Source organism: Ornithinimicrobium flavum (assembly GCF_004526345.1).
Taxonomy (GTDB): domain Bacteria; phylum Actinomycetota; class Actinomycetes; order Actinomycetales; family Dermatophilaceae; genus Ornithinicoccus; species Ornithinicoccus flavus.
This window is the reverse complement of the sequence record NZ_CP038213.1, coordinates 2,434,123-2,457,618: the sequence shown is the minus strand read 5'-3', so window position 1 is coordinate 2,457,618 and position 23,496 is coordinate 2,434,123. Positions and strand designations below refer to the sequence as shown.

Genomic DNA, 23,496 nt, shown 5'->3' with positions numbered 1-23,496 from the left:
CTGGCCGGCCTGACCGACCTGGTGGACTACTGGATGCCCTGCTCGACGAGCCGGTCGAGCGCTGCGACGGCGACCGGGTCGCCGGTGATCCCGACCGCCGAGCGCGGTCCGCGGCCCCAGGCCCACAGCGCCAGGTCGTGGGCGGTGGCGGTCGCCGTGGCGGTGGGGAGCGACCCCGCGCTGTCTCCCTGCGCACGACGACCACGGGCGAGGTCGAAGGCGTTGCCGGACTCCGGGCCCGTCCCGTGCCACCGGCCCACGTCGACCGTCCACCGGTCCGCCGTGTCGGTGGCGACGAGCTCGACCAGGGCCGTCGACTCGTCCTGCGCCCACGCAGGCACGTAGCCCCACATGACGTCGACGCACTGGTCGACCGCGCCTGCCGCGACCTCCGGCGTCAGGGGCGTCGGGGCGAGGCCGGCGGTGAGCTCGGCGTCGACCCGGTGGATCGTGGCCTCGCTCGTCTGCATACGGCGGGTGAAACCGACGGTCTGGTCCGGCGGCCACCACGACCACCGGGGCTCCTGGTCCTCGAGGACCGCGAGCTGCGCGAGCAGGGCCGTGGTCGCCGCCTCCCTGGCCGCCAGGAGCTCCGGGAGGCTGTCCGGCCGTGGGGGAGCCGACTCCTCGAGCGCCGCGACGTCCCGCTCCTCCCTCACGTCCTCACCCAGGACCCTTGCCCAGAAGTCGTGCACCTGCACGAGGTGGTCGAGCAGGTCGTGGGCGCTCCAGCCCGGGCACGTGGGGACCGGCGCGGCCGGGTCGGTGCCGGCGAGCACCTCGCCGAAGCGGTCGGACTCGGCACGGATCACGGCTTCTCGGTCCATGCCGATCAACCTAGACCCGGGCGTGGGGCGCGTCGAGGGCCGCGTCGCACCCGGTGGTGCCGGTCTCGCTAGCCTGGGTCCACCGCACACGCGCGAGGAGGCGACATGAGCGACCCGGTGCTGCACGTCAGGGGCTCGGTCCTGGTGGGACCGGAGGAGGTGCTCGACGAGGTCTGGGTGATCGACGGGCTCATCAGTCTCTCGCCGCCCGCGTCGGGCGAGGTCGAGACGGTCTCCGGGTATGCCGTGCCGGGGCTGGTGGACGCCCACTGCCACGTGGGCCTGGAGGCCCACGGCGCGGTCTCACGGGAGCGCGCCGAGGAGCATGCGCTCGCGGACCGGGAGGCCGGGGCCCTGCTGCTGCGCGACGCCGGATCGCCGCTGGACACCCGGTGGGTCCAGGACCGCGAGGATCTGCCCCGGCTGATCCGGGCGGGCCGTCACATCGCGCGCACCCGGCGCTACCTGAAGAACTTCGCCTGGGAGATCGAGCCCGAGGACCTCGTCGACCACGTCCGCCAGGAGGCACGCAACGGCGACGGCTGGGTCAAGCTCGTCGGCGACTGGATCGACCGGGAGACCGGCGACCTGGGGACCTGCTGGCCCGTCGACGTGCTCACCGACGCGATCGCCGCCGCGCACGAGGAGGGTGCTCGGGTGACGGCCCACTGCTTCGGGGAGCAGTCCCTCGTCGACTTCGCGGCCGCGGGCACCGACTGCATCGAGCACGCGACAGGTCTGCTCGACGGGACGATCGACACCTTCGCCGCCCAGGGGATCGCCATCGTCCCCACCCTGGTCAACATCGACAACTTCCCGAAGTTCGCCGACGCCGGCCGAGGGAAGTTCCCCACCTACGCCGACCACATGATGGACCTGTACGACCGGCGCCACGAGACGGTGGCCAAGGCCCACGAGGCGGGGGTCCCGATCTACGTGGGGACCGACGCGGGCGGCCAGCTCCCGCACGGGCTCGTGGCCTCGGAGGTCGAGGCGCTGACCCGCGCCGGCCTCACGCCGCTGGAGGCGCTGGACGCGGCGACCTGGGGAGCTCGTGCCTGGTTGGGCCGCCCCGGGATCGCCGAGGGGGAGTCGGCGGACCTGGTGGTCTACCAGGAGGACCCGCGACAGGACGTCCGGGTGCTCGCCGCCCCCCACCGGATCATCCTGCGCGGACGGGTGGTCTGAGCCCCGGCCCTCGCCCCCCGAGGTCCCTCGGGTCAGGCCACCTGCGCGTCGGTCCCCTGCTCCAGGCCGACCAGGACCTCGTAGGCCTTCTGGGAGAGGAAGGCGGGAGGGTCCTCGGCACCGACGGCCTCGGTGAAGAGCCGGACGGCGTGCTGGAGCAGGTCCGCCCGGACCCCGCGGCGGCGCAGCAGGGCCTCCTCGTCCTCCATCATCCGCCGCAGCAGCAGCGGGGACATCTGGGGTCCCTCGGCCAGGCGCTCCCCGTGGGACAGCCACTGCCACAGCTGCATCCGGGCGAGCTCCACGGTGCCGAAGTCCTCGATGTGACCGGCGAGGGTCGTCGTCCCCTCGCCTGCGAGCCACCCGGCGAGATAGGTGAGGGAGGACCGCATGGCGTTGCGGACCCCGGTCATGGTGGCCGACCCGAAGACCGAGCGCACGTCGCGCAGGGCCACGGGGTCGATCTCCCCGGAGGGGCGGGCGGGCTCCGGCTCCTCCCCGCGGGCCCGGCGGCGGTCGCGCTCGGCGAACGGGGCACGGGCCACGGGCACCAGCCCCGGGTGGAGGACCCAGGCGCCGTCGAAGCCCTGCCGGGCCTCCCGGGCCTTGTCCCGGGCGATCTGGGCCTGGGTCATCGCCAGCGACTCGTCGAAGAGCCCACCGGTGGCCAGGGCCACGGGGCCACCGATGGCCTGGACGCCGCGGCGCTGCGCGATCCGCACGATGACGTCGGTGTAGGTCCGCAGGAACTTGGTGTTCATCGTGAAGGAGTCACGGTCGGGCAGGAGGTGCTCCGGACGGTGCCCGTAGGTGCGCACGTGGGAGAAGACGTAGTCCCAGCGGCCGGCAGCGAGCCCGGTGATCCGCTCCCGGAGGTCGTGGACGATCTCCTCCAGCTCGTACATCGACTGCACCGTCTCCACCAGCACGCTCACCCGCACCGAGCCGGGCGGCAGGCCCAGCAGCTCCTCGGCCTGCCCGATCATCCGGTCCCACCAGCGGGCCTCAGCCGCAGTCTCCAGCTTGGGGAGGTAGAGGTAGGGGGCGGTGCCGTTGTCGAGCAGGGTGCGGGCGCAGCGCGCGAGGAAGAGGAAGGAGTCGGCGACCGGCGCGCTGACGGGGGCGTCGTCGACGGTGAGGTAGGCCTCGACCAGGTGCAGCCCCCGGGGGCGGACCATGAGGGTGGGCACCCCCGGACGGGTGTCACCGGTCCGCGTGGCCGCCACCTCCTCGATGACCCGGTGCGCCGCGAGCAACCGGGACCGGGACGGGACGAGCATGTCCTCCAGGTCCGCCACCCACACGTCGGCCCCGGAGCTCAGCGCGGTCTTGGCCTGCTCCGGGGTGGCCGGGGTCGCCAGCTCGACCTGACGGTGGGTCAGGTCGGCCGGGTGCGGCTCGGCGCGCCACGAGTCGTCGGCGCTGACCGCGCGGGTCGACGCCGGGACCTCCAGCTCGGCCCCGGCACGCACGGCCCGGGAGCGCTCACGCCGGGCGCGCAGCAGCTCCGCACGCTCCTCGCGGGTGGCCCGCTCCAGGGCGTGCAGCTGCTCCGTGGTGGTCTCGTCCAGCAGGGCGGTCGGGTACTGCTCCATGTCCTCGTCCTCGGCTGCGTCGAAGTCGTCGGTGAGACACCGCACCCGGGCCCGCGTCCGGCAGACGGCCGGTGCGGACCCGGGTGCGATCACCCCGGTGTCGCTCAGGAGTGGAACTGCTCGGACTCCGTGGAGCCGGACAGGGCCGTCGTGGACGAGTCCGGGTTGACCGCGGTGCTCACGGCATCAAAGTACCCGGTGCCGACCTCCGTCTGGTGCCGGACCGCCGTGTAGCCGAGCTCGGCGTCGGCGAACTCCGCCTCCTGCAGCCTCACGTAGGCGGTCATGCCCTCGCGGGCGTAGCCGTGGGCCAGGTTGAACATCGAGTGGTTGAGCGCGTGGAAGCCGGCCAGGGTGATGAACTGGAAGGCGTAGCCCAGCTCGCCCAGCTGGTCCTGGAACTGCGCGATCTCGGTGTCGGACAGGGCCGCCTTCCAGTTGAAGGAGGGGCTGCAGTTGTAGGCCAGCTTCTGGTCCGGGAAGTCCTTGTGCAGCTCCTGGGCGAACTCGCGCGCCAGACCCAGGTCCGGGGTGCCGGTCTCGACCCAGATGAGGTCCGCGTAGGGCGCGTAGGCCTTGGCCCGGGCAAGGACCGGCTCGATGCCGTTCCGGACCCGGAAGAACCCCTCGGAGGTGCGCTCCCCGGTCGTGAAGGGCTGGTCGATCGGGTCCACGTCGCTGGTGAGCAGGTCGGCCGCGAGCGCGTCGGTGCGGGCGATGACGACGGAGGGGACCCCCAGGACGTCGGCGGCCAGGCGGGCCGAGCTGAGGGTGCGGACGTGCTGGGCGGTGGGGATGAGCACCTTGCCGCCCAGGTGGCCGCACTTCTTCTCCGACGCCAGCTGGTCCTCCCAGTGCACCCCCGCCGCGCCGGCCTGGATCATCGACTTCATCAGCTCGAAGACGTTGAGCGGGCCTCCGAAGCCGGCCTCGGCGTCCGCGACGATCGGCACGAAGTAGTCGGTGTCGGTCTCACCGTTCATCCAGGCGATCTGGTCGGCCCGCTGCAGCGCGTTGTTGATACGGCGGACGACGGCCGGCACGGAGTTGGCGGGGTAGAGGCTCTGGTCGGGGTAGGTCTGGCCGGCGAGGTTGGCGTCGGCGGCCACCTGCCACCCGGAGAGGTAGATGGCCTCGAGCCCGCCCTTGACCATCTGCACGGCCTGGTTGCCGGTGAGGGCGCCCAGGGCGCGGGTGAAGCTCCTGGTCTCCAGGGCCTCCCAGAGGCGCTCCGCCCCGCGGCGCGCCAGCGTGTGCTCCTCCACGACCGACCCGCGCAGGCGGACGACGTCCTCGGCGGAGTAGAGACGCCGGACGCCCTTCCACCGCGGGTTCGTCTGCCAGTCGTGCTCGATGTCGAGCGCCTGCTGCGCCAGGGGGGTGGTCCGGGGAGTGGTGGTGGTCATGATCGACCCCTTTCGTCGTCGGAGGAGGTTCGGTGTTGTTGACCACTCTGGCGGCGCCTTCGGGGGCAGGGAAGGACCAAGGTGTGTCAAGAACGCTGCTTCTTTCGCTATCGTGGAGGTATGTCGTCTCCCCAGGGTCGGGTGCTCCCTTTCCGTCCGTCGGTCCGCCTCGACGGCACCGAGCCGGGCTCCTCCGGGGGGGCGGTGGGCGGGGCGCAGGACCCGTTCGCCGTGGGTCGGCGGATCCGGCACCACCGCAAGCAGGCCGGGCTGACCCTCGACGCGCTCTCCGCCCGCGTCGGGCTGTCGGCCTCGGCGCTCTCGCTCATCGAGAACGGCCGTCGGGAGGCTCGGGTCTCCACCCTCGGTGAGGTGGCGCGTGCCCTCGGGGTCGAGGTGACCGCGCTGCTCACCGGCGGCCCCCCGACCCGGCGGGCGGCCCTGGAGATGCGCTGGGAGCGGGCGCAGCGCTCTGACGGCTTCGAGACCCTGGGCATCCCGCAGGTGCGGGCCGGGTCCGGCCTGCCCGACGAGGCCCTCGAGGCGCTGGTCGGGCTCTACGAGACGGTGGCGGGGCTGCAGCAGCAGCGGGCGGCCACCCCCGAGTTCGCCCGGCTGGCCAACGCCGAACTGCGCCAGCTCATGCGGTCGGCCGACAACTACTTCCCGGACATCGAGGCGCGGGCCGCCGAGCTGGTGCGGATCGTCGAGCACCGGCACGGTCCCGTGACGAGGGAGGCCGTCAACCGCATGGCACGGCACATCGGCTTCGACATCGAGCTCGTCCCGGACGTGCCCGCCTCGACGCGCTCGGTCACCGACCTGGCCCACCGCCGGATCTACCTGCCCGCCCACGGCCGGCACGACCCGAGGGCCGCGGCCCTGCAGGCCCTGGGGCACGTGGTGCTGGGGCACGAGCCGCCGCGCGACTACGCCGAGTTCCTCGCCCAGCGGGTGGAGATCAACTACTTCGCCGCGGCCGTGCTGGTGCCGGAGGTCAGCGCCGTCCCCTTCCTGCAGCGCGCCAAGGGGGAGCGCGACATCGCGCTGGAGGACCTGCGCGACGCCTACGGCGTCTCCTACGAGACGGCCACCCACCGGTTCTGCAACCTGGCCACGCGGCACCTGGACCTGCCCGTGCACTTCCTGCGCATCTCCTCCGACGGGGTCGTCTACAAGGCCTACGAGAACGACGGGATCCGCTTCCCCAAGGACGCCACCGGAGCCATCGAGGGAGCGAGGGTCTGCCGCCACTGGACGGCCCGGGTCGTCTTCGACCGGCCGCCGGGGGAGGTCTACGCGCAGTACACGGACACCGGCAGGGGCACCTTCTGGTGCACGTCCGTGGTGGAGCAGACCTCGGCCGGGCGCTTCTCGGTGAGCCTCGGGGTGCCCTTCGACCAGGTCCGGTGGATGCGGGGCCGGGAGACCACGCACCGACGGGTGTCCCGCTGCCCCGACCCCCGGTGCTGCACGCGTCCCCCGGCCGAGCTCGCCCGCGCGTGGGAGGGACGGGTCTGGCCCAGCGCCCGGGCGCACTCCCACCTGCTCGCGGTCATGCCGCCCGGGGTGTTCCCCGGCGTGGACGAGACCGAGGTGCTGCGCTTCGTCGCGGGCCACGCCCCCGTGCAGCCGGCGGACGAGGACCCCGCGCGGTCCTGAGCCGACCGGGGCGGGCCGGCGCTGTGGCACAATGGATCGCTGTACCCGTCCGGCCGTCGGCTGGACCGGACGCCTACACACCGGGCCACGACTCCCCGCACCGATCCGCGTGCGGTCTTGCCGTGCCCACGAGACAGAAGCAGGAGACACCACTTCCGTGGCAGTCAAGATCCGTCTGAAGCGCATGGGCAAGATCCGTGCACCGTTCTACCGTGTCGTCGTCATGGACTCGCGCACCAAGCGCGACGGCCGGGCGATCGAGGAGATCGGCAAGTACCACCCGACCGAGGAGCCGTCGCTCATCGACATCGACTCCGAGCGCGCGCAGTACTGGCTGGGGGTCGGCGCCCAGCCGACCGAGCAGGTCCTCGCGCTGCTGAAGGTCACCGGTGACTGGCAGAAGCACAAGGGTGAGCCGGGTGCCGAGGGCACCCTGCGCACCAAGGAGCCCAAGCCCGACAAGCGTTCCCTCTACGAGGCCGCGCTCGCCGCCGCCGACAAGGAGGACGACGGCTCCGCCCCGCAGACCCGTCGCAAGAAGGCCAAGGACGAGGCACCCGCCCCCGAGGCCGCTCCGGAGGCGCCCGTCGAGGCTCCGGCCGCCGAGGCTCCCACCGAGGAGACCGCCGCCGCCGAGGGTGACACCAAGGGCGAGGCCTGATCGTGCTCGAGGAGGCCTTGGAGCACCTCGTGAAGGGCATCGTGGACCACGACGGTGACGTCGCGGTCCGCACCAAGAGCTCCCGCAACGGCGACATCCTCGAGGTCCGGGTGCACCCCGACGACCTCGGACGGGTCATCGGCCGACGGGGCCGCACGGCGAGCGCGCTGCGCACCGTGGTCGGCGCCCTGGCCGGAGGCAGCAAGGTCCGGGTCGACATCGTCGACACCGACCGCGTGCGCTGACCACCAGCACGACCGCCGTCCCGACCCGCCCCGCGCCCCGGCGCGAGGCGGGTCGTGCGCGTCGCGGACGGCATACCCAGGAGGACCCATGACCCAGCCCGACGCCTTCGTGGCGGCCCGCGTGGGCAGGCCCCACGGCCTGCGCGGCGAGGTGACCGTGCAGGTGCACACCGACGACCCGCAGTCACGCTTCGTGCCGGGGGCGGTGTTCGACACCGACCCGCCCGGGAGGGGCCCGCTGACCCTGGCCAGCGTCCGCGTCCACCAGGGGATCTACCTACTCGGCTTCACGGGGCACGCCGACCGCGAGGCCGCCGAGGCCCTGAGGGGGACCCGCCTGCTGGTCGACGACGAGGACGAGGCCGCCGACGACGAGGAGGGGTGGCGCGAGGAGGACCTGCTGGACTTCGGTGTCCGGCTGCCGGACGGCACCCCCCTGGGCACCGTGAGCGCCCTGCACGTCCGGGACGTGCAGGACCTGCTCGAGGTCCGCACCCTCGAGGGGCGCACGGTGCTGGTCCCCTTCGTGGCCGAGCTCGTGCCCGAGGTCGACGAGGAGCGCCGCACCGTCGTCGTGGACCCGCCGGCCGGGCTGCTTGAGCTGGGGGAGTAGCGCGTGCGCATCGACGTCATCACGATCTTCCCGGACTACCTGGCGCCGCTGGGCCTGTCCCTGCTGGGCCGGGCGCAGCAGGACGGGCTCCTGGAGGTGCACGTCCACGACCTGAGGAGCTGGACGCACGACCGGCACCGCACCGTCGACGACACCCCCTACGGGGAGGTGCCGGCATGGTCATGCGGCCCGAGCCCTGGGGCGAGGCCCTGGACGAGGTATGCGGTGCCCTGCCCGGGCGGACCCCGCACCTCATCGTGCCGGGGCCGGGGGGTGAGCTGTTCACGCAGGAGACGGCAGGACGGATCGCGGCCGAGGACGACTGGCTGGTCTTCTGCTGCGGACGGTACGAGGGGATCGACGAGCGCGTCTCGGAGGAGTTCGGGCGCCGCTACCCGCTGTCCGTGCTGTCGCTGGGCGACTACGTGCTCAACGGCGGCGAGGTGGCGGTCCTGGCCATGACCGAGGCGGTCGCGCGGCTGCTCCCGGGGGTGATCGGCAACGAGGCGTCGCTGGAGGAGGAGTCGCACACCGGCGGCCTGCTCGAGTACCCCGTCTACACCAAGCCGGCCACCTGGCGCGGGCACGCCGTCCCCGACGTGCTGCTCTCGGGCCACCACGGGGCGATCGCCGCCTGGCGGCACGAGCAGCGCCTGGCCCGCACCCGGGCCCGGCGGCCGGACCTGCTGCAGCGCTACGAGAACGGCGACGCCCCGCAGCCCTGAGCGACCGCATACGATCGGCGCCGTGCCGGTCCTCACGCTCCTCTCCTCACCCGCCCGTCGCGATCTCACCGAGGCCGCCGTGCGGGAGGCCGCCGCCGGACGCTGGGTGGGGGAGATCCGCTGGCTGGCGCCGGGCGCCGCCGTGGAGGCTCCCGTGGACGGGCCGGACACCGTCGACGACCAGGTGTGGGCCCGGTGGCAGGAGCTGGGCGTGGACGTCGTCGTGCAGCCGGACGGCGAGCGCCGCCGCCGGGTCCTGCTGGCCGACATGGACTCGACGATGATCGAGCAGGAGTGCGTGGACGAACTCGCCGCCCGCGCCGGGGCGGGGGAGCAGGTCGCCGCCATCACCGCGCGCGCGATGAACGGCGAGCTCGACTTCGCCGAGGCCCTCCACGCGCGCGTCGCCCTCCTGCGGGGGCTGCCGGAGACGGTCGTGGACGAGGTGATCCGGGACCGGCTCACCTTCACGCCGGGGGGCGAGGTGCTGGTGGCCACGATGCGCGCCCACGGGGCGTACACCGCCCTGGTGTCCGGCGGCTTCACGCAGTTCACCCGGGTCGTCGCGGGGCGCCTGGGCTTCGACGAGCACCGCGCCAACACCCTGGAGGTCGAGGACGGTCGGCTCGCCGGCCGGGTCGTGCTGCCCGTCCTGGGCCAGGAGGCCAAGGCCGCCGCCCTCGAGCAGATCGCGGCCCGGCTCGGGCACGCCCACCAGGACGTCCTCGCCGTGGGCGACGGCGCCAACGACCTGCCCATGCTGCGCCTCGCCGGCACCGGGGTGGCCCTGCACTCCAAGCCGGTCGTCAGCGCCCAGGTGCCCGTCCGCGTCAACCACGGCGACCTCACCGCCGCCCTCTTCCTGCAGGGCTACGCCGAGGCCGACCTCGTCCACCCGGCGTGAGCCGCAGGGGCGGCGCCCGCCCCGCCGCCCCGGGTTTGGCCGCCGGGGTCGGCGTCTGGCAGACTTGACCGTCGCGTCCCGAGGATCCCGTCACGCACGCCCACGCCCCTGCCACAGGGGGTTCCGCCTGGGCGACGGACCACCGGGCCCGCACCACGACGACGTAGCCCCCACCGCCGCACCCGCGCCGGCCGGGGACCGAACCGCCGCGGGTGACCTGTGGCACCCACGAGCAGCAGGAGACAACATGCACAAGCTCAGCGACCTGGACGCAGCCAGCCTGCGGACCGACATGCCCGACTTCCGCGCCGGCGACACCGTCGACGTGCACGTGAGGGTCATCGAGGGCACGCGCTCCCGGATCCAGGTCTTCAAGGGCGTCGTGATCCGGCGTCACGGCGGGGGCATCGGCGAGACCTACACCGTGCGCAAGGTGTCCTTCGGCGTCGGTGTCGAGCGCACCTTCCCGCTGCACTCCCCGAACGTGGAGAAGATCGAGGTCGTCTCCCGCGGCGTCGTCCGCCGCGCCAAGCTCTACTACCTGCGCGACCTGCGCGGCAAGGCCGCCAAGATCCGCGAGCGCCGCGACGCGCTCCCGGCGAAGAAGGCCGCGCCCGCCGCCCCGGCGAGCGCCCAGGACGCCTGAGCGGCACCGCATACCTCCGCCCCGGGGTCTCCCCGAGGCGTCCGATCCCCCGCCCGACCTCGGCTCGGCGGGGGATCGGTCTTTCCCCGGCGCGGGGAGCTAGGGTCAGCAGGGGCAGACGAGCGAGCAAGGACGGCAGCAGGTGAGCGATCCCTCCCGGGACGAGACGGTGCACGGGCACCCCACCGGTCCCCGCGACGCGTCCGCGGGCGCACCGGAGGACGGTGCCGGGTCGGCGCCGCAGGGGCGCCGCAGGCGTAGGGGCGGTGGCCCCTGGGCGGCCCTGAAGGAGCTGCTGGGGATCGCCGCGACCGCGCTGGTCATCTCCTTCCTCATCAAGACCTTCCTGGCCCAGGCCTTCTGGATCCCCTCCGGCAGCATGGAGGACACGCTGGTCTACGGCGACCGGGTCATGGTCAGCAAGATCCAGGCCGGTCCGATGGCCGTCGACCGGGGGGACGTCGTGGTCTTCGAGGACCCGGGCGGATGGCTCCCGCCCTCGCAGCAGGTCGACCGCGGGCCGGTGGTCGGGGCGGCGGTGCGGGCCCTGGAGTTCATCGGGGTCGCGCCGGCCAGCCAGGGCAACCACCTCATCAAGCGGGTCATCGGGATGCCGGGGGACACCGTGGTCTGCTGCGACGCCGAGGGCCGGCTGACGGTCAACGGCCAGCCGCTGGACGAGGAGGCCTACCTCTTCCCCGGCGACGTCCCGAGCACCTCGGAGTTCGAGATCACCGTCCCGGAGGACTCGGTGTGGCTCATGGGGGACCACCGCTCCAACAGCCGCGACTCGCGCGCCAACGACGACGGCACGGGGCAGGCCGGGTCAGTACCGCTGGACGCCGTCGTGGGCCAGGCGTTCGTGCTGCTCTACCCCTTCGACCACTTCACCTGGTTCACCGTCCCCGACACCTTCGCCTCCGTCCCGGAGGACTCGGCGCCGTGACGGCGACCCCGACCCGTCGCGCCCCCTCGGGGCGTCCCAGCCTGCGCGTCGAGCGCACGCTGCAGCGCGAAGGGTATGCGGTGCTCGTGGGCATGGACGAGGTGGGGCGCGGGGCCCTCGCCGGCCCGGTGAGCGTCGGGGTGGTCGCCATCGACGCCGGCTGCCGCAGCGCGCCCCAGGGGGTGCGTGACTCCAAGCTGCTGGCTCCCGCGGCCCGCGAGCAGATGGTGCCCCGGATCCGGCGGTGGTGCCTGGGCTCCGGGGTCGGGCACGCCTGGCCCGAGGAGATCGACGCGTTCGGCATCATGACGGCGCTGCGGCTCGCGGGGGAGCGCGCCCTGGCCGAGCTGGGGCTGCGCCCCGACCTGGTGCTGCTCGACGGCAACCACGACTGGCTCACCGACCCCGCCCGGGTCGGGCTGCTCGGGCTGCTCGGCGATGCTCCGCCGACGCCCCCGGTGCGCACGATGATCAAGGCCGACCTGCGCTGCTCCTCGGTGGCCGCCGCCTCCGTGCTGGCCAAGGTGGCCCGGGACCGGCTCATGGTGCAGGCGGCGGCGCAGGAGGAGTACCGGCCCTACGGCTGGGACCAGAACAAGGGCTACGCCGCCCCGGAGCACCAGGAGGCGCTGCGCGAGCGGGGGCCCAGCCGGTGGCACCGGCGCAGCTGGCGGTTGGCGGGGTGCGCCGGGGAGCCGGGGCGGACCGCCGCGGTGACGACGACGGACGTGCACGAGGAAGGGAGCGCCTGAGGTGAGCGCGGAGGACCTGGAGAAGTACGAGACCGACATGGAGCTCGCGCTCTACCGCGAGTACCGCGACGTGGTCGGGCTGTTCACCCACGTCGTGGAGACCGAGCGGCGCTTCTACCTCGCGAACGAGGTCGAGGTGGAGGTGCGCACCGGGAACGGCGAGACGTGGTTCGAGGTGACGATGGCCGACGCGTGGGTGTGGGACGTCTACCGGCCGGCCCGGTTCGTCAAGCGGGCCCGGGTCATCACCTTCAAGGACGTGAACGTCGAGGAGCTGTCCAAGAGCGACATCGAGATCCCCAAGGACGCGCGCTTCGGACGCTGAGGCGTCGTCGTCCACACCCGTCCCCCCCGCCGCGCGGGCGGTGCACAGGCCCCCGACCTCCTCTTGCCCGCCGCCGGCCCCTCGGCTGACATGGGGGAGCGGCGACCGCAGGGGCGCTGCGGAGCCGAGGAGGGGACATGGGGGCTGGGGGTATGCCGTGGGCGCGCGCCCGGGCGGTGGGCGACCACGGGGAGGAGCTCGCCTGCCGGCACCTGGTGGCGCTGGGGTGGGACGTGCTCGAGCGCAACTGGCGGTGCCGGGAGGGTGAGCTGGACGTGGTGGCCCGCGACGACGGGTTGCTGGTCTTCTGCGAGGTGAAGACCCGCCGCAGCGAGCGCTTCGGCTCACCCGCCGAGGCGGTCACGGTCGCGAAGGCGCGGCGCCTGCGGCGGCTGGCGTGGGCCTGGCTGGCCGAGCACGGGCGGCGTGGGGAGAGCTTCCGCATCGACGTCGTCGGCGTGCTCTGCCGGGCCGGTGACCCACCGCGGCTCCAGCACCTGCGGGGGGTGGCGTGATGGGCCTGGCCCGGACGTACGCCGTCACGCTCGCGGGGGTGGAGGGTCAGCTGGTGACGGTCGAGGCGCAGTGGGCCGACGGGCTGCCCGCCACGATCCTCACCGGGCTCGCCGACAGCGCCTGCCGGCAGGCCCCCGACCGGGTGCGACCGGCCCTGCGCAACTGCGGGATGCCGGTCAGCACCGCCCGGTGGACCGTCAACCTGTCCCCGGCGGGGATCCCGAAGGCCGGCAGCGGGCTCGACCTCGCGATCGCCGTGGCCATGATGGCGGCCGACGAGCACGTCCCCGCCTCGGTGGTGGCCCCGGTGTGCCACGTGGGCGAGGTGGGTCTGGCCGGCGAGGTCCGGCCCGTCCCGGGGGTGCTGCCCATGGTGGTGGCCGCCGCCGCGGGTGGCGTCCGTGAGGTCCTCGTCGCGGCGGCCGCGGCCCGCGAGGCGGCCCTGGTGGACGGCGTCCGGGTGCATCCCGTGCGCACCCTGGGCGAGGTGAGGGAGTTCTACCTGGCCCGGGCGGCCGGCGCCTCCTACCGGTTGGCCGACCCTCCTCCCGTGGTGGCCCACGCTGCGCCGGTGCCGGACCTGGCCGAGGTCGTCGGCCAGGCCGTGGCCCGCGAGGCGCTGGAGATCTGCGCGGCCGGCGGGCACCACCTGATGCTCGTGGGTCCACCGGGGGCGGGCAAGACCATGCTGGCCGAGCGGCTGCCCGGACTGCTGCCGGCGCTCGCGGAGCCGGACGCGCTGGCGGTGACCGCCATCCACTCCGTGCTCGGGGTGCTGCCCCAGGACGGCGCGCTCGTGACCCGTCCCCCCTTCGTCGCACCGCACCACACCGCCTCGACGGCGTCCGTCATCGGCGGCGGGTCGCGCGCGATCCACCCGGGTGCGGTCTCGCGGGCCCATCACGGCGTGCTCTTCCTCGACGAGGCCCCCGAGTTCCGCCGGGACGTCCTCGACGGGCTGCGGCAGCCGCTGGAGTCGGGCCAGGTGGTCATCGCCCGGGCCGACCGGCACGTGCGCCTGCCCTCCCGCTTCCAGCTGGTCCTCGCGGCCAACCCGTGCCCCTGCGGGAGCGGTGGGGCGCGGTGCGTCTGCCCGCCGTTCCGGCGCAACGGCTACCTCACGCGGCTCTCCGGCCCGCTGCTGGACCGCATCGACGTCAAGCTCGCGGTGAGCGCCGTCACCCGCGCCGACCTCACCCTCCCGCGGGGGGAGGGGACGAGCGTCGTCGCGGCCCGGGTGCGGGCCGCCCGGGAGATCCAGGCCGCCCGGTGGCGGGACCTGCCCTACCGGCTCAACGCCCAGGTCCCCGGCTCCGTGCTGCGGGAGGGACCCTGGCGCCTGCCCGGGTCGGTCCGGGCACCGTTGGACCGCGCCATGGACCTCGGCCAGCTCACACTGCGCGGCCTGGACCGCGCGCTGCGGGTGGCCTGGACCGTCGCGGACCTCCAGGGGCAGGCCCGACCGCGACGCTCGGACGTGGAGCACGCCCTGCTGCTGCGCACGCCGGAGGCGGTGAGGGTCGCGTGAGCCGGGCGGGCAGCGCCCAGGGGGCGCTGGGGGAGCGGCGGGCCCGGCTGCTGCTGGCCCGCATGGGCGAGCCCTACGACGAGTGGGTCCAGGCGCTGGTGGCCGAGCACGGGGTCGAGGACCTGGTGGGTTACGCGCTGCGGGACGGGCGCACCCCGCAGGGTGTGCGTCTGGACCGGCTGGTGGGGCGCAGGGAGCGGGCGCTGGAGGCGGACGACGCCCACATCGCCCGGTCCCTGGGGGCCCGGGTGCTCGTGCCGGGCGACGAGGAGTGGCCCGTCGAGGTCGACCAGCTGCTGGCCCCGCCGTGGTGCCTGTGGGTGCGGGGACCGCAGCGGCTGGACGAGGTGCCGGGGCGCAGCGTGGCGGTCGTGGGGGCGCGGGCCTGCACGGCCTACGGCGAGCACGTGACCGCCCAGATCTGCGTGGAGCTGGCGGAGAAGGGCTTCGTCGTCGTGTCGGGAGCCGCCTACGGCATCGACGCGGCGGCGCACCGGGCGGCCCTCGCCGTGGACGGCCGGACGGTCGGGGTGCTGGCGGGCGGTGTCGACGTGCCCTACCCCCGGGCCAACAGCGACCTGATCGCCCGGATCGGCCGGGTCGGCGCGTTGGTGAGCGAGACCCCGCCGGGTGGCGCTCCGGCCCGGATGCGCTTCCTGGCCCGCAACCGCCTCATCGCCGCCCTCACCACGGGCACCCTGGTGGTCGAGGCCGCCCTGCGCTCGGGCGCCCGCACGACGGTCAGGCACGCACGCGAGCTCGACCGGCACGTCCTGGCGGTGCCGGGGCCGGTCAGCAGCCTCATGTCGGCCGGGTGCCACGCCGAGATCCGGATGGGGGCCACCCTGGTGACGGACGCCGGCGAGGTGGCCGAGGCGGTCGGCCGGATCGGGGACGACCTCGCCCCCCTCAAGCGGGGGGTGGTCCGGGACGAGGACGACCTGACCGAGGACCTGCGCCGGGTCTGGCAGTGGCTGCGGCCCCGGGCCTCCTCCTCCGTGGACGAGGTGATGGTCCGCTCCGGGCTGGCGGTCCGGGAGGTCCTGTCCGCCCTGGGCGAGCTGGAGGAGCTGGGCCTGGCGGAGCAGCTGCTCGACGGCTGGCGGCGGAGGTCGGCGAGATGAGGCCGGGAGGGGCGGGGGTTCGGTCGCCGGGCGGGGTGCGACCGGCCCCGGACGGGGTGCGACCGGCCCCGGACGGGGTGCGGCCGGCGCCGGACGCGTCGACACCACGCGCCGCCGTGGAGGTCCGGCCGGCCCCGCTCGGCGGGGGGAAGCGGGCCCGGCGGGCGCTCACCCGCTGGGTGGCGTGCGGAGCCGTCGTGGTGGGGCAGCTGCTGGCCGGGGCGCTGCCGGGGACGGCGGTGGCCGGTCCCGACCGTCCTGCCGAGCAGCGGGCCGGGGTGTGGGCCTCCACGCTCCTCGGGATCCGGGAGCAGGTGCCGGTGAGCAGGCCTGCCGGGCGCGAGGAGACCGCAGCCTGGGGCTGGCCCCTGGCAGGCCGTCCGTCGGTCGTCCGGGGGTTCGACCCCCCGGCGCGTCGGTGGCTGCCCGGCCACCGGGGGATCGATCTGGCGGGGATCGAGGGGGAGGCCGTGCTGGCGGTGGCCGACGGTGTGGTGACCTTCAGCGGGGAGGTCGCAGGTGTCGGGGTGGTCAGCGTGACCCACGCGAGCGGTCTGCGGAGCACCTACCAGCCGGTGTCCGAGGCCCCGGACCGCGGCCAGCGGGTGCGGCGCGGCGCCCGCATCGGTGGCCTCGAGGCGTCGGGCAGCCACTGCGCCCCCCGCGTCTGCCTGCACCTCGGGGCGGTGCGGGACCGGGACACCTACGTCGACCCGACGCCGCTCCTGCTGGGGGTCGAGCTCACGCTGCTGCCGGTGGGACCGTGAGGGGCCTGCGCCTGGCCCATGCCTCGGCTCAGGCGCGCGGGTGGGCCTGCTGGTAGGCGGCCCGGAGCCGGTCGACCGACACGTGGGTGTAGATCTGGGTGGTCGCCAGGCTGGCGTGGCCCAGCAGCTCCTGCACGGTCCTCAGGTCCGCGCCCCCCTCCAGCAGGTGCGTCGCGGCGCTGTGCCGCAGGCCGTGCGGACCCATCGCCGGTGTGTCGGGCAGGTGGGTGAGCAGGTCCTGCAGGGAGGAGCGGACCTGGCGCTGGTCGACCCGTCGGCCACGGCGACCCAGGAAGAGAGCCGGCCCGGAGTCCCCGGTGGTGAGCCGGGGGCGTCCGGAGGCCAGCCAGGCCGTCAGGGCGTCCGCGGCAGGCTGCCCGAAGGGCACGATGCGCTCGCGGTCACCCTTGCCGAGCACCCTGGCCGTGCGGGTCTGCAGCTCGAGGTCGTCCACGTCCAGACCGGTCAGCTCGCCGACCCGCATCCCGGAGGCGTAGAGCAGCTCCAGCATCGCCCGGTTGCGCAGGTGCACCGGGTCCTCGTCGTCGGCGGCCACGGCGGCCAGGTCCAGGAGCTCCGTGGCTTGCGGCTGCCGCAGGACCCCGGGGAGGTGGTGGTCCTTGCCGGGCGCGGCTAGACGCAGGGACGGGTCCGTGGTCACCGCACCGGTCCGGGTGAGCCACCGGAAGAAGGTCCTGGCCGCCGCGGCCCGGCGGGAGACGGTGGACCGGGAGACCCCGCTGCCGCCCTGGGCCCCCAGCCAGGAGCGCAGGTCCGCCAGCCGCACCTCGGACAGGGCCTCCACGCCCTGCTGCTCGAGATGGGCCAGCAGGCTGCGCAGGTCACCGAGGTAGGCGCGCACCGTGTGCACCGACCGGCCCTTCTCGACCCGGAGGTGCTGGGCGAAGGCCTCGAGCGACTCCTCCTCCCGGATCACCGGTCGGCCCCCTTCGCGGGCTCGGCGGGCTCAGCCGGGATCCGCTCCACCCTGGTGCCGGCCAGCCGGTCGTGCAGGCCCCGCCCGCCGACCAGCGCCGGGGCCATGCACGCACCGGCCAGCAGGAGGGACACCACGGTGAGCGTCGTCGCCAGCGGCAGCTGGACCTCCAGGATCGCCCGGCTCACCCCCAGGTGCGCGAGCTGCCAGGGCAACGCCTTGACGACGTTGCGCAGCCAGATCTGCCCCGTCCGCGCGACACCTCCCTCGGCGTCGGCGACGACGAGGCCCGACCAGCGCTTGCCCAGCGTCGCCCGCCGGGTGGAGGACTCGGTCACCGACAGGTAGACCACGTAGGGGACCACGGTGGCCAGCGTGATCGCGAGGTCCGCCGCGAGCAGCGGCACGGCCCCGGTCGAGGACGGTCCCGCCGCGTCGGCGAGGCGCTGACCGACGAGCAGGCCGACCACCGTCAGGATCGCGAGCCACAGCGCCACCACCACCCAGTCCCCGAGCCAGGAGCGGACCCGGGCCGTGGGGCGGGGCCGCCAGGGAGCGTGCGGGGCGGGCGGCATACCCGTCACCGTGTCACGCACGCCCGAGCGATCGCAGACGGCGCGCCGCCTCCCGCAGGACCTCCTCCTTCTTGCAGAAGGCGAAGCGCACGAGCGAGGCCACCGGCGCCGGGTCCTGGACGAAGACCGACACCGGCACCCCGACGACCCCGACCTCCTCCGGGAGCCGGCGGCAGAAGTCCACGGCGTCGGTCACCCCGTGGGGGGCGAGGTCGGCGATGACGAAGTAGGTCCCCTGGCAGGGGGACACGGGGACGCCGACGTCGCCCAGGGCCTCCACGAGCACGTCCCGCTTCCCCTGCAGCTCGCGGGCGAAGCCGGAGAAGAACTCCTCGGGCAGCCGCAGGCCGTGGGCCACGGCCGGCTGCACGTGGGTGACACCGACGAAGGTGAGGAACTGCTTGACGGCCGCGACCGCGTCGACGAGCCGCGCCGGGCCCGTGACCCAGCCGGTCTTCCACCCGGTCAGGGAGAACGTCTTGCCCACCGACGACACGGTGAGCGTCCGCTCCGCCATCCAGGCAGGGTGGCGAACGGGACGTGGGTCAGCCCGTCGAAGACGAGGTGCTCGTAGACCTCGTCCGACAGGACCCACAGGTCCTCCCGCGCCCGGACGATCCGGGCCAGGCCCTCGAGCTCGCTGCGGTCGAATACCTTGCCGGTGGGGTTGTGCGGCGTGTTGACCAGCAGCACCCTGGTCCGGTCCGTCACCGCCTCCCGGACCGCGTCCAGGTCGAGGTGCAGGTCGGGGAAGCGCAGGGGCACCGCCCGACGGGTGGCCCCGGCCAGGGCGATCGCCGCGTCGTAGGAGTCGTAGCTCGGCTCGATGACCACGACCTCGTCACCGGGCCCGACGAGGGCGAGCAGGGCGGCCGCGATGCCCTCGGTCGCCCCGACGGTCACCAGCACCTGCGTCGCGGGGTCCAGGTCTATGCCGTAGAAGCGGGCCTGGTGCTCGGCCACCGCCTCCCGCAGGACCGGCATCCCGCGGGCGGGGGCGTACTGGTTCAGGCCCTCCCGCAGCCCCCGGGCCGCGATCTGCAGCATCTCCTCCGGGCCGTCGGTGTCCGGGAAGCCCTGACCCAGGTTGACGGCGTCGAAGCGCAGGGCGCGCTGGGTCATCTCGGCGAACACCGAGGTGCCGAACGGCTGCATACGGGGAACCAGCGGCGAGGACATGGGTGCCACGGTAGCGAGGCGCCCTGCGCCGCGAACCGTGGCCGGCCGCGATTTCGGGGCGGTGTCCCCCCTGACGTACGATGGTGCGCACGTGTGGTGTGCCTGCGTCCGGCCTGTCCGGCGCCGGCGCCCACGCGAATTCGCGCCCGGGCGAGATCGGCTCGTCCGACGGCGTCTCCCGCGGTCCCGCCACCAGCCGGTGGTGGGTGGGGGACGTCCCCGGGCCAGGACCGAACTGCACCTTCCACAGAAAGCGAGACCACGGCATGGCCGTCGTCACCATGCGCCAGCTCCTGGAGAGCGGCGTCCACTTCGGGCACCAGACCCGACGGTGGAACCCCAAGATGAAGCGCTTCATCATGACCGAGCGCAACGGCATCTACATCATCGACCTGCAGCAGTCGCTGACCTACCTCAACGAGGCCTACGACTTCGTCAAGCAGACCGTCGCCCACGGCGGCAGCATCCTGTTCGTCGGCACGAAGAAGCAGGCTCAGGAGACCATCGCCGAGCAGGCGACCCGGGTCGGGATGCCCTACGTCAACCACCGCTGGCTCGGTGGCATGCTCACCAACTTCCAGACCGTCTCCAAGCGCCTCACCCGCATGAAGGAGCTCGAGGAGATCGACTTCGACGACGTGGCCGGCAGCGGTCGCACGAAGAAGGAGCTCCTCATGATGCGTCGCGAGTACGAGAAGCTGAGCAAGACGCTCGGCGGCATCCGCGACATGCAGAAGGTGCCTTCGGCCATCTGGGTCGTCGACACCAAGAAGGAGCACCTGGCGGTCACCGAGGCGCGCAAGCTCGGTCTGCCGGTCGTGGCCATCCTGGACACCAACTGCGACCCCGACGAGGTCGACTACAAGATCCCCGGCAACGACGACGCCATCCGCTCGGTCAGCCTGCTGACCCGCGTCGTGGCCGACGCCGTCGCCGACGGTCTGATGACCCGCTCCGGCGGCGGGAGCTCCAGCACCGAGGGTGCCGAGCCGGCCGAGCCGATGGCCGAGTGGGAGCGCGAGCTCCTCGCGGGTGCCGAGGCGGAGCAGAGCGGGGCGGCCACCGCCGCGACCGAGGAGCCCGCCGTCGTCGAGCAGCCGGCGGCCGAGGCCGTCGAGTCCGTGGTCGACGCCCCGGTCGAGGCGCCCGCCGAGGGTGCGGACGAGGGTGCCACGGCGCCCGGCGCCGAGGCCGCCCCGGCCCTCGAGGCCGACGCCGAGACCTCCGGTTCCTGACCCCTCCCATCCCTCCCGAAGGAGAGAGTGACTACTGATGGCGAACTACACCGCCGCTGACATCAAGGCCCTGCGCGAGTCCACCGGCGCCGGGATGATGGATGTGAAGAAGGCCCTGGACGAGGCGGACGGCGACACCGCCAAGGCCACCGAGATCCTGCGCGTCAAGGGTCTGAAGGGCGTCACCAAGCGTGAGGGCCGTTCGGCCTCCAACGGCCTGGTGCGCGCGCACGTCGAGGGTGGCGTCGGCACCCTGGTCGAGGTCAACTGCGAGACGGACTTCGTGGCCAAGAGCCCGAAGTTCGGCGAGCTGGCTGACCAGCTGCTGGCCCAGGCCGTCGCGGCGCAGGCCACCGACGCCGGGTCCCTGCTGGCCTCCGAGCTCGACGGCAGGTCCGTCCAGACGGTCGTCGACGAGGCCAACGCCGGGCTGGGCGAGAAGATCGAGGTCCGTCGGGTGGCTCGCGTCACCGGTGACCAGGTCGTCTCCTACCTGCACAAGACCAACCCCGACCTGCCCGCGCAGATCGGTGTGCTGGTGGCCACCTCCGGTGGCGACCAGCAGGTTGCCCGCGACATCGCGATGCACGTGGCGGCCTTCGCGCCGACCGTGCTCACCCGCGACGAGATCGACGCGCAGACCGTCGAGAACGAGCGCCGGATCGCGGAGGAGACCGCTCGCGAGGAGGGCAAGCCGGAGCAGGCGCTGCCCAAGATCGTCGAGGGTCGGGTCAACGGCTTCTTCAAGGAGAACGTCCTGCTCGACCAGTCCTTCGCCAAGGACGCCAAGAAGTCCGTGGCCCAGGTGGCCAAGGAGGCCGGGGCCGAGGTGACCGGGTTCGCCCGGTTCAAGGTCGGCGTCTGAGGACGACCCGCACCACGGGGAGGGCCCGTCGCAGCTCGGCTGCGGCGGGCCCTCCTGCGTCTCCTGCCTGCCGGCTCAGCGACCGGGGCGCCGGGCGACGATGTTCATCACGCGCTGGGACAGCACGACCTCGTCGTCCTGGTTCAGCAGCTCGGTGAGGCTGACCACCAGGCCCCGGTCGGGCTTGGAGCGGGAGGGTCGAACCTCCAGGGTCTCGACCCGCAGGCGCAACGCGTCCCCCGGCCGCACCGGCCGGGGCCAGCGGACCTCGTCCACGCCGGGGGAGGCGAGCGACCCGCAGCGCGTGAGGTAGTGGTCGGCGTAGAGCCGCATGAAGACCCCCAGGGTCTGGATCCCGCTGGCGATGAGCCCACCGAACGGTCCGTCGGCGGCCCACCCCGGGTCGGTGTGGATCGACTGCGGGTCGTAGCGCCGCGCGAAGTCGACGATGTCGTCCTCGCGCAGCGTGATCGTGCCGTACTCCCGCACGTCGCCCACGGTGTAGTCCTCCAGCCACCGGTCGGTGCCGGGGGTCCGGAAGTCGGGTCCGAGGGCCCGGGTGTCGCTCCACGCGTCGTCGGTCATGGGGTCATCCTGGCAGCCGCGGCCCGCAGCCGGAGGGGCGACGGTCGGTGCTGGGGGAGGACTGGGGTGTGGCAGGATCGAGCGACCGCTCACGCACCGCACCGGAGGTTCCATCCGTATGACGTCGTCCGCGCCCAGTCCCGCGACCGTCCCCACCCCGACCTCCCCCGCGGTCGGCGACGAGCCCCACTCCGCGCGCCGCGTCCTGCTCAAGCTCTCGGGCGAGGCGATCGGCGGCGGACGGGTGGGGCTGGACCCGGACGTGGTCAAGAACATCGCCCACCAGATCGCCATGGGGCAGCGGGCCGGCGTGCAGGTGGCGGTGGTCATGGGAGGGGGCAACTTCTTCCGCGGCGCCCAGCTGCAGCAGCGGGGGATGGAGCGGGCCCGCGCCGACTACATGGGGATGCTCGGGACCGTGATGAACTGCCTGGCCCTGCAGGACTTCCTCGAGAAGGAGGGGGTCGACACCCGCGTCCAGACCGCCATCACCATGGGTCAGGTGGCCGAGCCGTACATCCCGCGCCGGGCGATCCGTCACCTGGAGAAGGGCCGCGTCGTCATCTTCGGCGCCGGTGCGGGGATGCCCTACTTCTCCACGGACACGGTGTCGGCGCAGCGCGCGCTGGAGATCAAGTGCGACGCCGTGCTGATGAGCAAGCACGGGGTGGACGGCGTCTACACGGCCGACCCCCGCACCGACGAGACCGCGGTCAAGCTCGACGAGCTCACCTTCGGCGACGCCCTGAGCAGCAACCTGCGCGTCGTGGACGCGGCGGCCTTCAGCCTCTGCATGGACAACCACCTGCCGATGCTCGTCTTCGGCATCGACGGCGAGGACGCCATCACCCGGGCCATCAAGGGTGAGAAGATCGGCACACTGGTGACCTCGGGCTGAGCCCCTCGTCGACCCGACCATCCCCGAGCACGACCGCGACCCACCGCATACCGAAGGAGCACCACCACAATGTCTGAGGTCATCGAGATGGCCCTCATGGAGGCCGAGGAGAAGATGGAGAAGGCCCTGGAGGTGGCGCGGGAGGACATGGCCGGCATCCGGACCGGCCGGGCCCACCCGGGGATGTTCAGCAAGCTGGAGGTGGACTACTACGGCGCCGCCACCCCGCTGCAGCAGCTGGCCAGCTTCTCCGTCCAGGACGCGCGCACGCTGCTCATCACCCCCTACGACAAGAGCTCGCTGCGCGACATCGAGAAGGCGCTGCGTGACTCCGACCTGGGGGCCAACCCCAGCAACGACGGCAACGCGATCCGGATCGTCATCCCGCAGCTCACCGAGGAGCGGCGGCGCGAGTACATCAAGCTGGCGCACACCAAGGGCGAGGACGCCAAGGTGTCGGTGCGTCACATCCGCCGTCACGCCAAGGACCTCATCGACCGGGCCGTGAAGGACGGCGAGATCGGCGAGGACGAGGGCACCCGGGCCGAGAAGGACCTCGAGGCCCTCACCAAGAGGCATGTCGAGGGCGTCGACGAGATCCTGCGCCACAAGGAGACCGAGCTGCTCGAGGTCTGAGCAGCTCGGGACGGCCAGGACCGTGGCGGGAGGACCCTCACCGGGTGCACCGGCGGAGCAGGAGAGCCTGCCGGCGTCCCGGCGCGCCCGGCACCTCGCCCTGCTCCAGAAGGCCTCGCCGCCGCGGGCGGGGCGCAACCTGCCGGCGGCGGTCGG

At 73.7% G+C, this 23,496-nt stretch carries 24 protein-coding genes and 2 pseudogenes; 19 read left to right on the top strand and 7 right to left on the bottom strand.

Annotated features, from left to right (window positions below):
• Positions 1–26: 26 nt before the first annotated feature.
• The gene (locus E3Z34_RS11490; RefSeq protein ID WP_134773706.1) at positions 27–827 is read right to left on the bottom strand and encodes a maleylpyruvate isomerase family mycothiol-dependent enzyme; all 801 of its coding nucleotides are present in this window, start codon (positions 825–827) and stop codon (positions 27–29) included.
• 105 nt (positions 828–932) lie between these two features.
• Between E3Z34_RS11490 and E3Z34_RS11485 the strand changes: the two genes are divergently transcribed.
• Entirely contained in the window at positions 933–2,015 is a 1,083-nt protein-coding gene (locus tag E3Z34_RS11485; RefSeq protein WP_134773705.1) for an amidohydrolase family protein, read from the top strand.
• 32 nt (positions 2,016–2,047) lie between these two features.
• Here the strand turns inward: E3Z34_RS11485 and E3Z34_RS11480 are convergent, their stop codons facing one another.
• Both E3Z34_RS11480 and aceA read right to left on the bottom strand, forming a co-directional pair.
• Positions 2,048–3,703 (bottom strand): aldolase/citrate lyase family protein, encoded by a 1,656-nt coding sequence (locus E3Z34_RS11480; RefSeq protein WP_134773704.1) that lies wholly within the window; start codon positions 3,701–3,703, stop codon positions 2,048–2,050.
• A gap of 11 nt (positions 3,704–3,714) precedes the next feature.
• Positions 3,715–5,016 (bottom strand): isocitrate lyase, encoded by a 1,302-nt coding sequence (gene aceA / locus E3Z34_RS11475; protein WP_134773703.1) that lies wholly within the window; start codon positions 5,014–5,016, stop codon positions 3,715–3,717.
• 120 nt (positions 5,017–5,136) lie between these two features.
• On the opposite strand from aceA, the gene E3Z34_RS11470 reads away from it, so the two are divergent.
• The 14 genes and pseudogenes from E3Z34_RS11470 to E3Z34_RS11405 all read left to right on the top strand — a co-directional run bounded on the left by E3Z34_RS11470 (position 5,137) and on the right by E3Z34_RS11405 (position 16,430).
• Entirely contained in the window at positions 5,137–6,678 is a 1,542-nt protein-coding gene (locus E3Z34_RS11470) for a helix-turn-helix transcriptional regulator (RefSeq protein ID WP_134773702.1), read from the top strand.
• A 157-nt stretch (positions 6,679–6,835) separates the two neighbouring features.
• Complete coding sequence (rpsP, locus tag E3Z34_RS11465; RefSeq protein ID WP_134773701.1) at positions 6,836–7,339, top strand: 30S ribosomal protein S16; 504 nt, start codon at positions 6,836–6,838, stop codon at positions 7,337–7,339.
• A 2-nt stretch (positions 7,340–7,341) separates the two neighbouring features.
• A complete protein-coding gene (locus E3Z34_RS11460) occupies positions 7,342–7,584 on the top strand; it encodes an RNA-binding protein (protein ID WP_134773700.1) in 243 nt (80 codons plus the stop codon).
• Positions 7,585–7,672: 88 nt separating this feature from the next.
• Entirely contained in the window at positions 7,673–8,197 is a 525-nt protein-coding gene (rimM, locus tag E3Z34_RS11455) for a ribosome maturation factor RimM (protein ID WP_134773699.1), read from the top strand.
• A gap of 3 nt (positions 8,198–8,200) precedes the next feature.
• Positions 8,201–8,922 (top strand): annotated as a pseudogene (gene trmD, locus E3Z34_RS11450) (tRNA (guanosine(37)-N1)-methyltransferase TrmD).
• 22 nt (positions 8,923–8,944) lie between these two features.
• Positions 8,945–9,826 carry a phosphoserine phosphatase SerB gene (gene serB / locus E3Z34_RS11445; RefSeq protein WP_134773698.1) on the top strand — a complete coding sequence of 294 codons (882 nt, stop codon included), beginning with the start codon at positions 8,945–8,947 and terminating at the stop codon, positions 9,824–9,826.
• A gap of 247 nt (positions 9,827–10,073) precedes the next feature.
• Positions 10,074–10,472 (top strand): 50S ribosomal protein L19, encoded by a 399-nt coding sequence (rplS, locus tag E3Z34_RS11440; RefSeq protein ID WP_134773697.1) that lies wholly within the window; start codon positions 10,074–10,076, stop codon positions 10,470–10,472.
• A 142-nt stretch (positions 10,473–10,614) separates the two neighbouring features.
• Positions 10,615–11,418 (top strand): signal peptidase I, encoded by an 804-nt coding sequence (lepB, locus tag E3Z34_RS11435; RefSeq protein ID WP_238695135.1) that lies wholly within the window; start codon positions 10,615–10,617, stop codon positions 11,416–11,418.
• The gene (locus E3Z34_RS11430; protein WP_134773696.1) at positions 11,415–12,170 is read left to right on the top strand and encodes a ribonuclease HII; all 756 of its coding nucleotides are present in this window, start codon (positions 11,415–11,417) and stop codon (positions 12,168–12,170) included. Before lepB ends, E3Z34_RS11430 begins: the two co-directional genes overlap by 4 nt.
• Position 12,171: 1 nt before the next feature.
• Positions 12,172–12,495, top strand: coding sequence for a DUF2469 domain-containing protein (locus E3Z34_RS11425; RefSeq protein WP_134773695.1), 324 nt, complete (start codon positions 12,172–12,174; stop codon positions 12,493–12,495).
• Positions 12,496–12,647: 152 nt separating this feature from the next.
• Positions 12,648–13,010, top strand: a complete 363-nt coding sequence (locus tag E3Z34_RS11420) for a YraN family protein (RefSeq protein WP_134773694.1) — start codon at positions 12,648–12,650, stop codon at positions 13,008–13,010.
• Positions 13,010–14,539: a YifB family Mg chelatase-like AAA ATPase gene (locus tag E3Z34_RS11415; protein WP_134773693.1), complete on the top strand. Its 1,530-nt coding sequence runs from the start codon at positions 13,010–13,012 to the stop codon at positions 14,537–14,539. The genes E3Z34_RS11420 and E3Z34_RS11415 overlap by 1 nt, the downstream gene beginning before the upstream one ends.
• Positions 14,536–15,663, top strand: a complete 1,128-nt coding sequence (dprA, locus tag E3Z34_RS11410) for a DNA-processing protein DprA (RefSeq protein WP_134773692.1) — start codon at positions 14,536–14,538, stop codon at positions 15,661–15,663. The genes E3Z34_RS11415 and dprA overlap by 4 nt, the downstream gene beginning before the upstream one ends.
• Complete coding sequence (locus tag E3Z34_RS11405) at positions 15,660–16,430, top strand: M23 family metallopeptidase (protein WP_134773691.1); 771 nt, start codon at positions 15,660–15,662, stop codon at positions 16,428–16,430. Before dprA ends, E3Z34_RS11405 begins: the two co-directional genes overlap by 4 nt.
• A 28-nt stretch (positions 16,431–16,458) precedes the next feature.
• On the opposite strand, the gene E3Z34_RS11400 is transcribed toward E3Z34_RS11405, so the two are convergent.
• From E3Z34_RS11400 to E3Z34_RS20300, 3 genes and pseudogenes are all read right to left on the bottom strand, one after another.
• A complete protein-coding gene (locus E3Z34_RS11400; RefSeq protein WP_134773690.1) occupies positions 16,459–17,367 on the bottom strand; it encodes a tyrosine recombinase XerC in 909 nt (302 codons plus the stop codon).
• Positions 17,364–17,942 (bottom strand): RDD family protein, encoded by a 579-nt coding sequence (locus tag E3Z34_RS11395; RefSeq protein WP_134773689.1) that lies wholly within the window; start codon positions 17,940–17,942, stop codon positions 17,364–17,366. Before E3Z34_RS11395 ends, E3Z34_RS11400 begins: the two co-directional genes overlap by 4 nt.
• Before the next feature lie 13 nt (positions 17,943–17,955).
• Positions 17,956–19,121 (bottom strand): annotated as a pseudogene (locus E3Z34_RS20300) (pyridoxal phosphate-dependent aminotransferase).
• Between the two features lie 266 nt (positions 19,122–19,387).
• Here E3Z34_RS20300 and rpsB point away from each other — a divergent pair.
• Complete coding sequence (gene rpsB, locus E3Z34_RS11385; RefSeq protein WP_134773688.1) at positions 19,388–20,356, top strand: 30S ribosomal protein S2; 969 nt, start codon at positions 19,388–19,390, stop codon at positions 20,354–20,356.
• Between the two features lie 37 nt (positions 20,357–20,393).
• A complete protein-coding gene (gene tsf, locus E3Z34_RS11380) occupies positions 20,394–21,221 on the top strand; it encodes a translation elongation factor Ts (RefSeq protein ID WP_134773687.1) in 828 nt (275 codons plus the stop codon).
• A 75-nt stretch (positions 21,222–21,296) separates the two neighbouring features.
• Here the strand turns inward: tsf and E3Z34_RS11375 are convergent, their stop codons facing one another.
• On the bottom strand, positions 21,297–21,806 hold the full coding sequence (locus E3Z34_RS11375; RefSeq protein WP_134773686.1) for a MaoC family dehydratase: 510 nt from the start codon (positions 21,804–21,806) through the stop codon (positions 21,297–21,299).
• Between the two features lie 118 nt (positions 21,807–21,924).
• On the opposite strand from E3Z34_RS11375, the gene pyrH reads away from it, so the two are divergent.
• Together pyrH and frr are read left to right on the top strand one after the other, a co-directional pair.
• A complete protein-coding gene (gene pyrH / locus E3Z34_RS11370) occupies positions 21,925–22,704 on the top strand; it encodes a UMP kinase (protein WP_134773685.1) in 780 nt (259 codons plus the stop codon).
• Between the two features lie 69 nt (positions 22,705–22,773).
• Positions 22,774–23,340, top strand: coding sequence for a ribosome recycling factor (frr, locus tag E3Z34_RS11365; protein ID WP_134773684.1), 567 nt, complete (start codon positions 22,774–22,776; stop codon positions 23,338–23,340).
• Positions 23,341–23,496 lie beyond the last annotated feature (156 nt).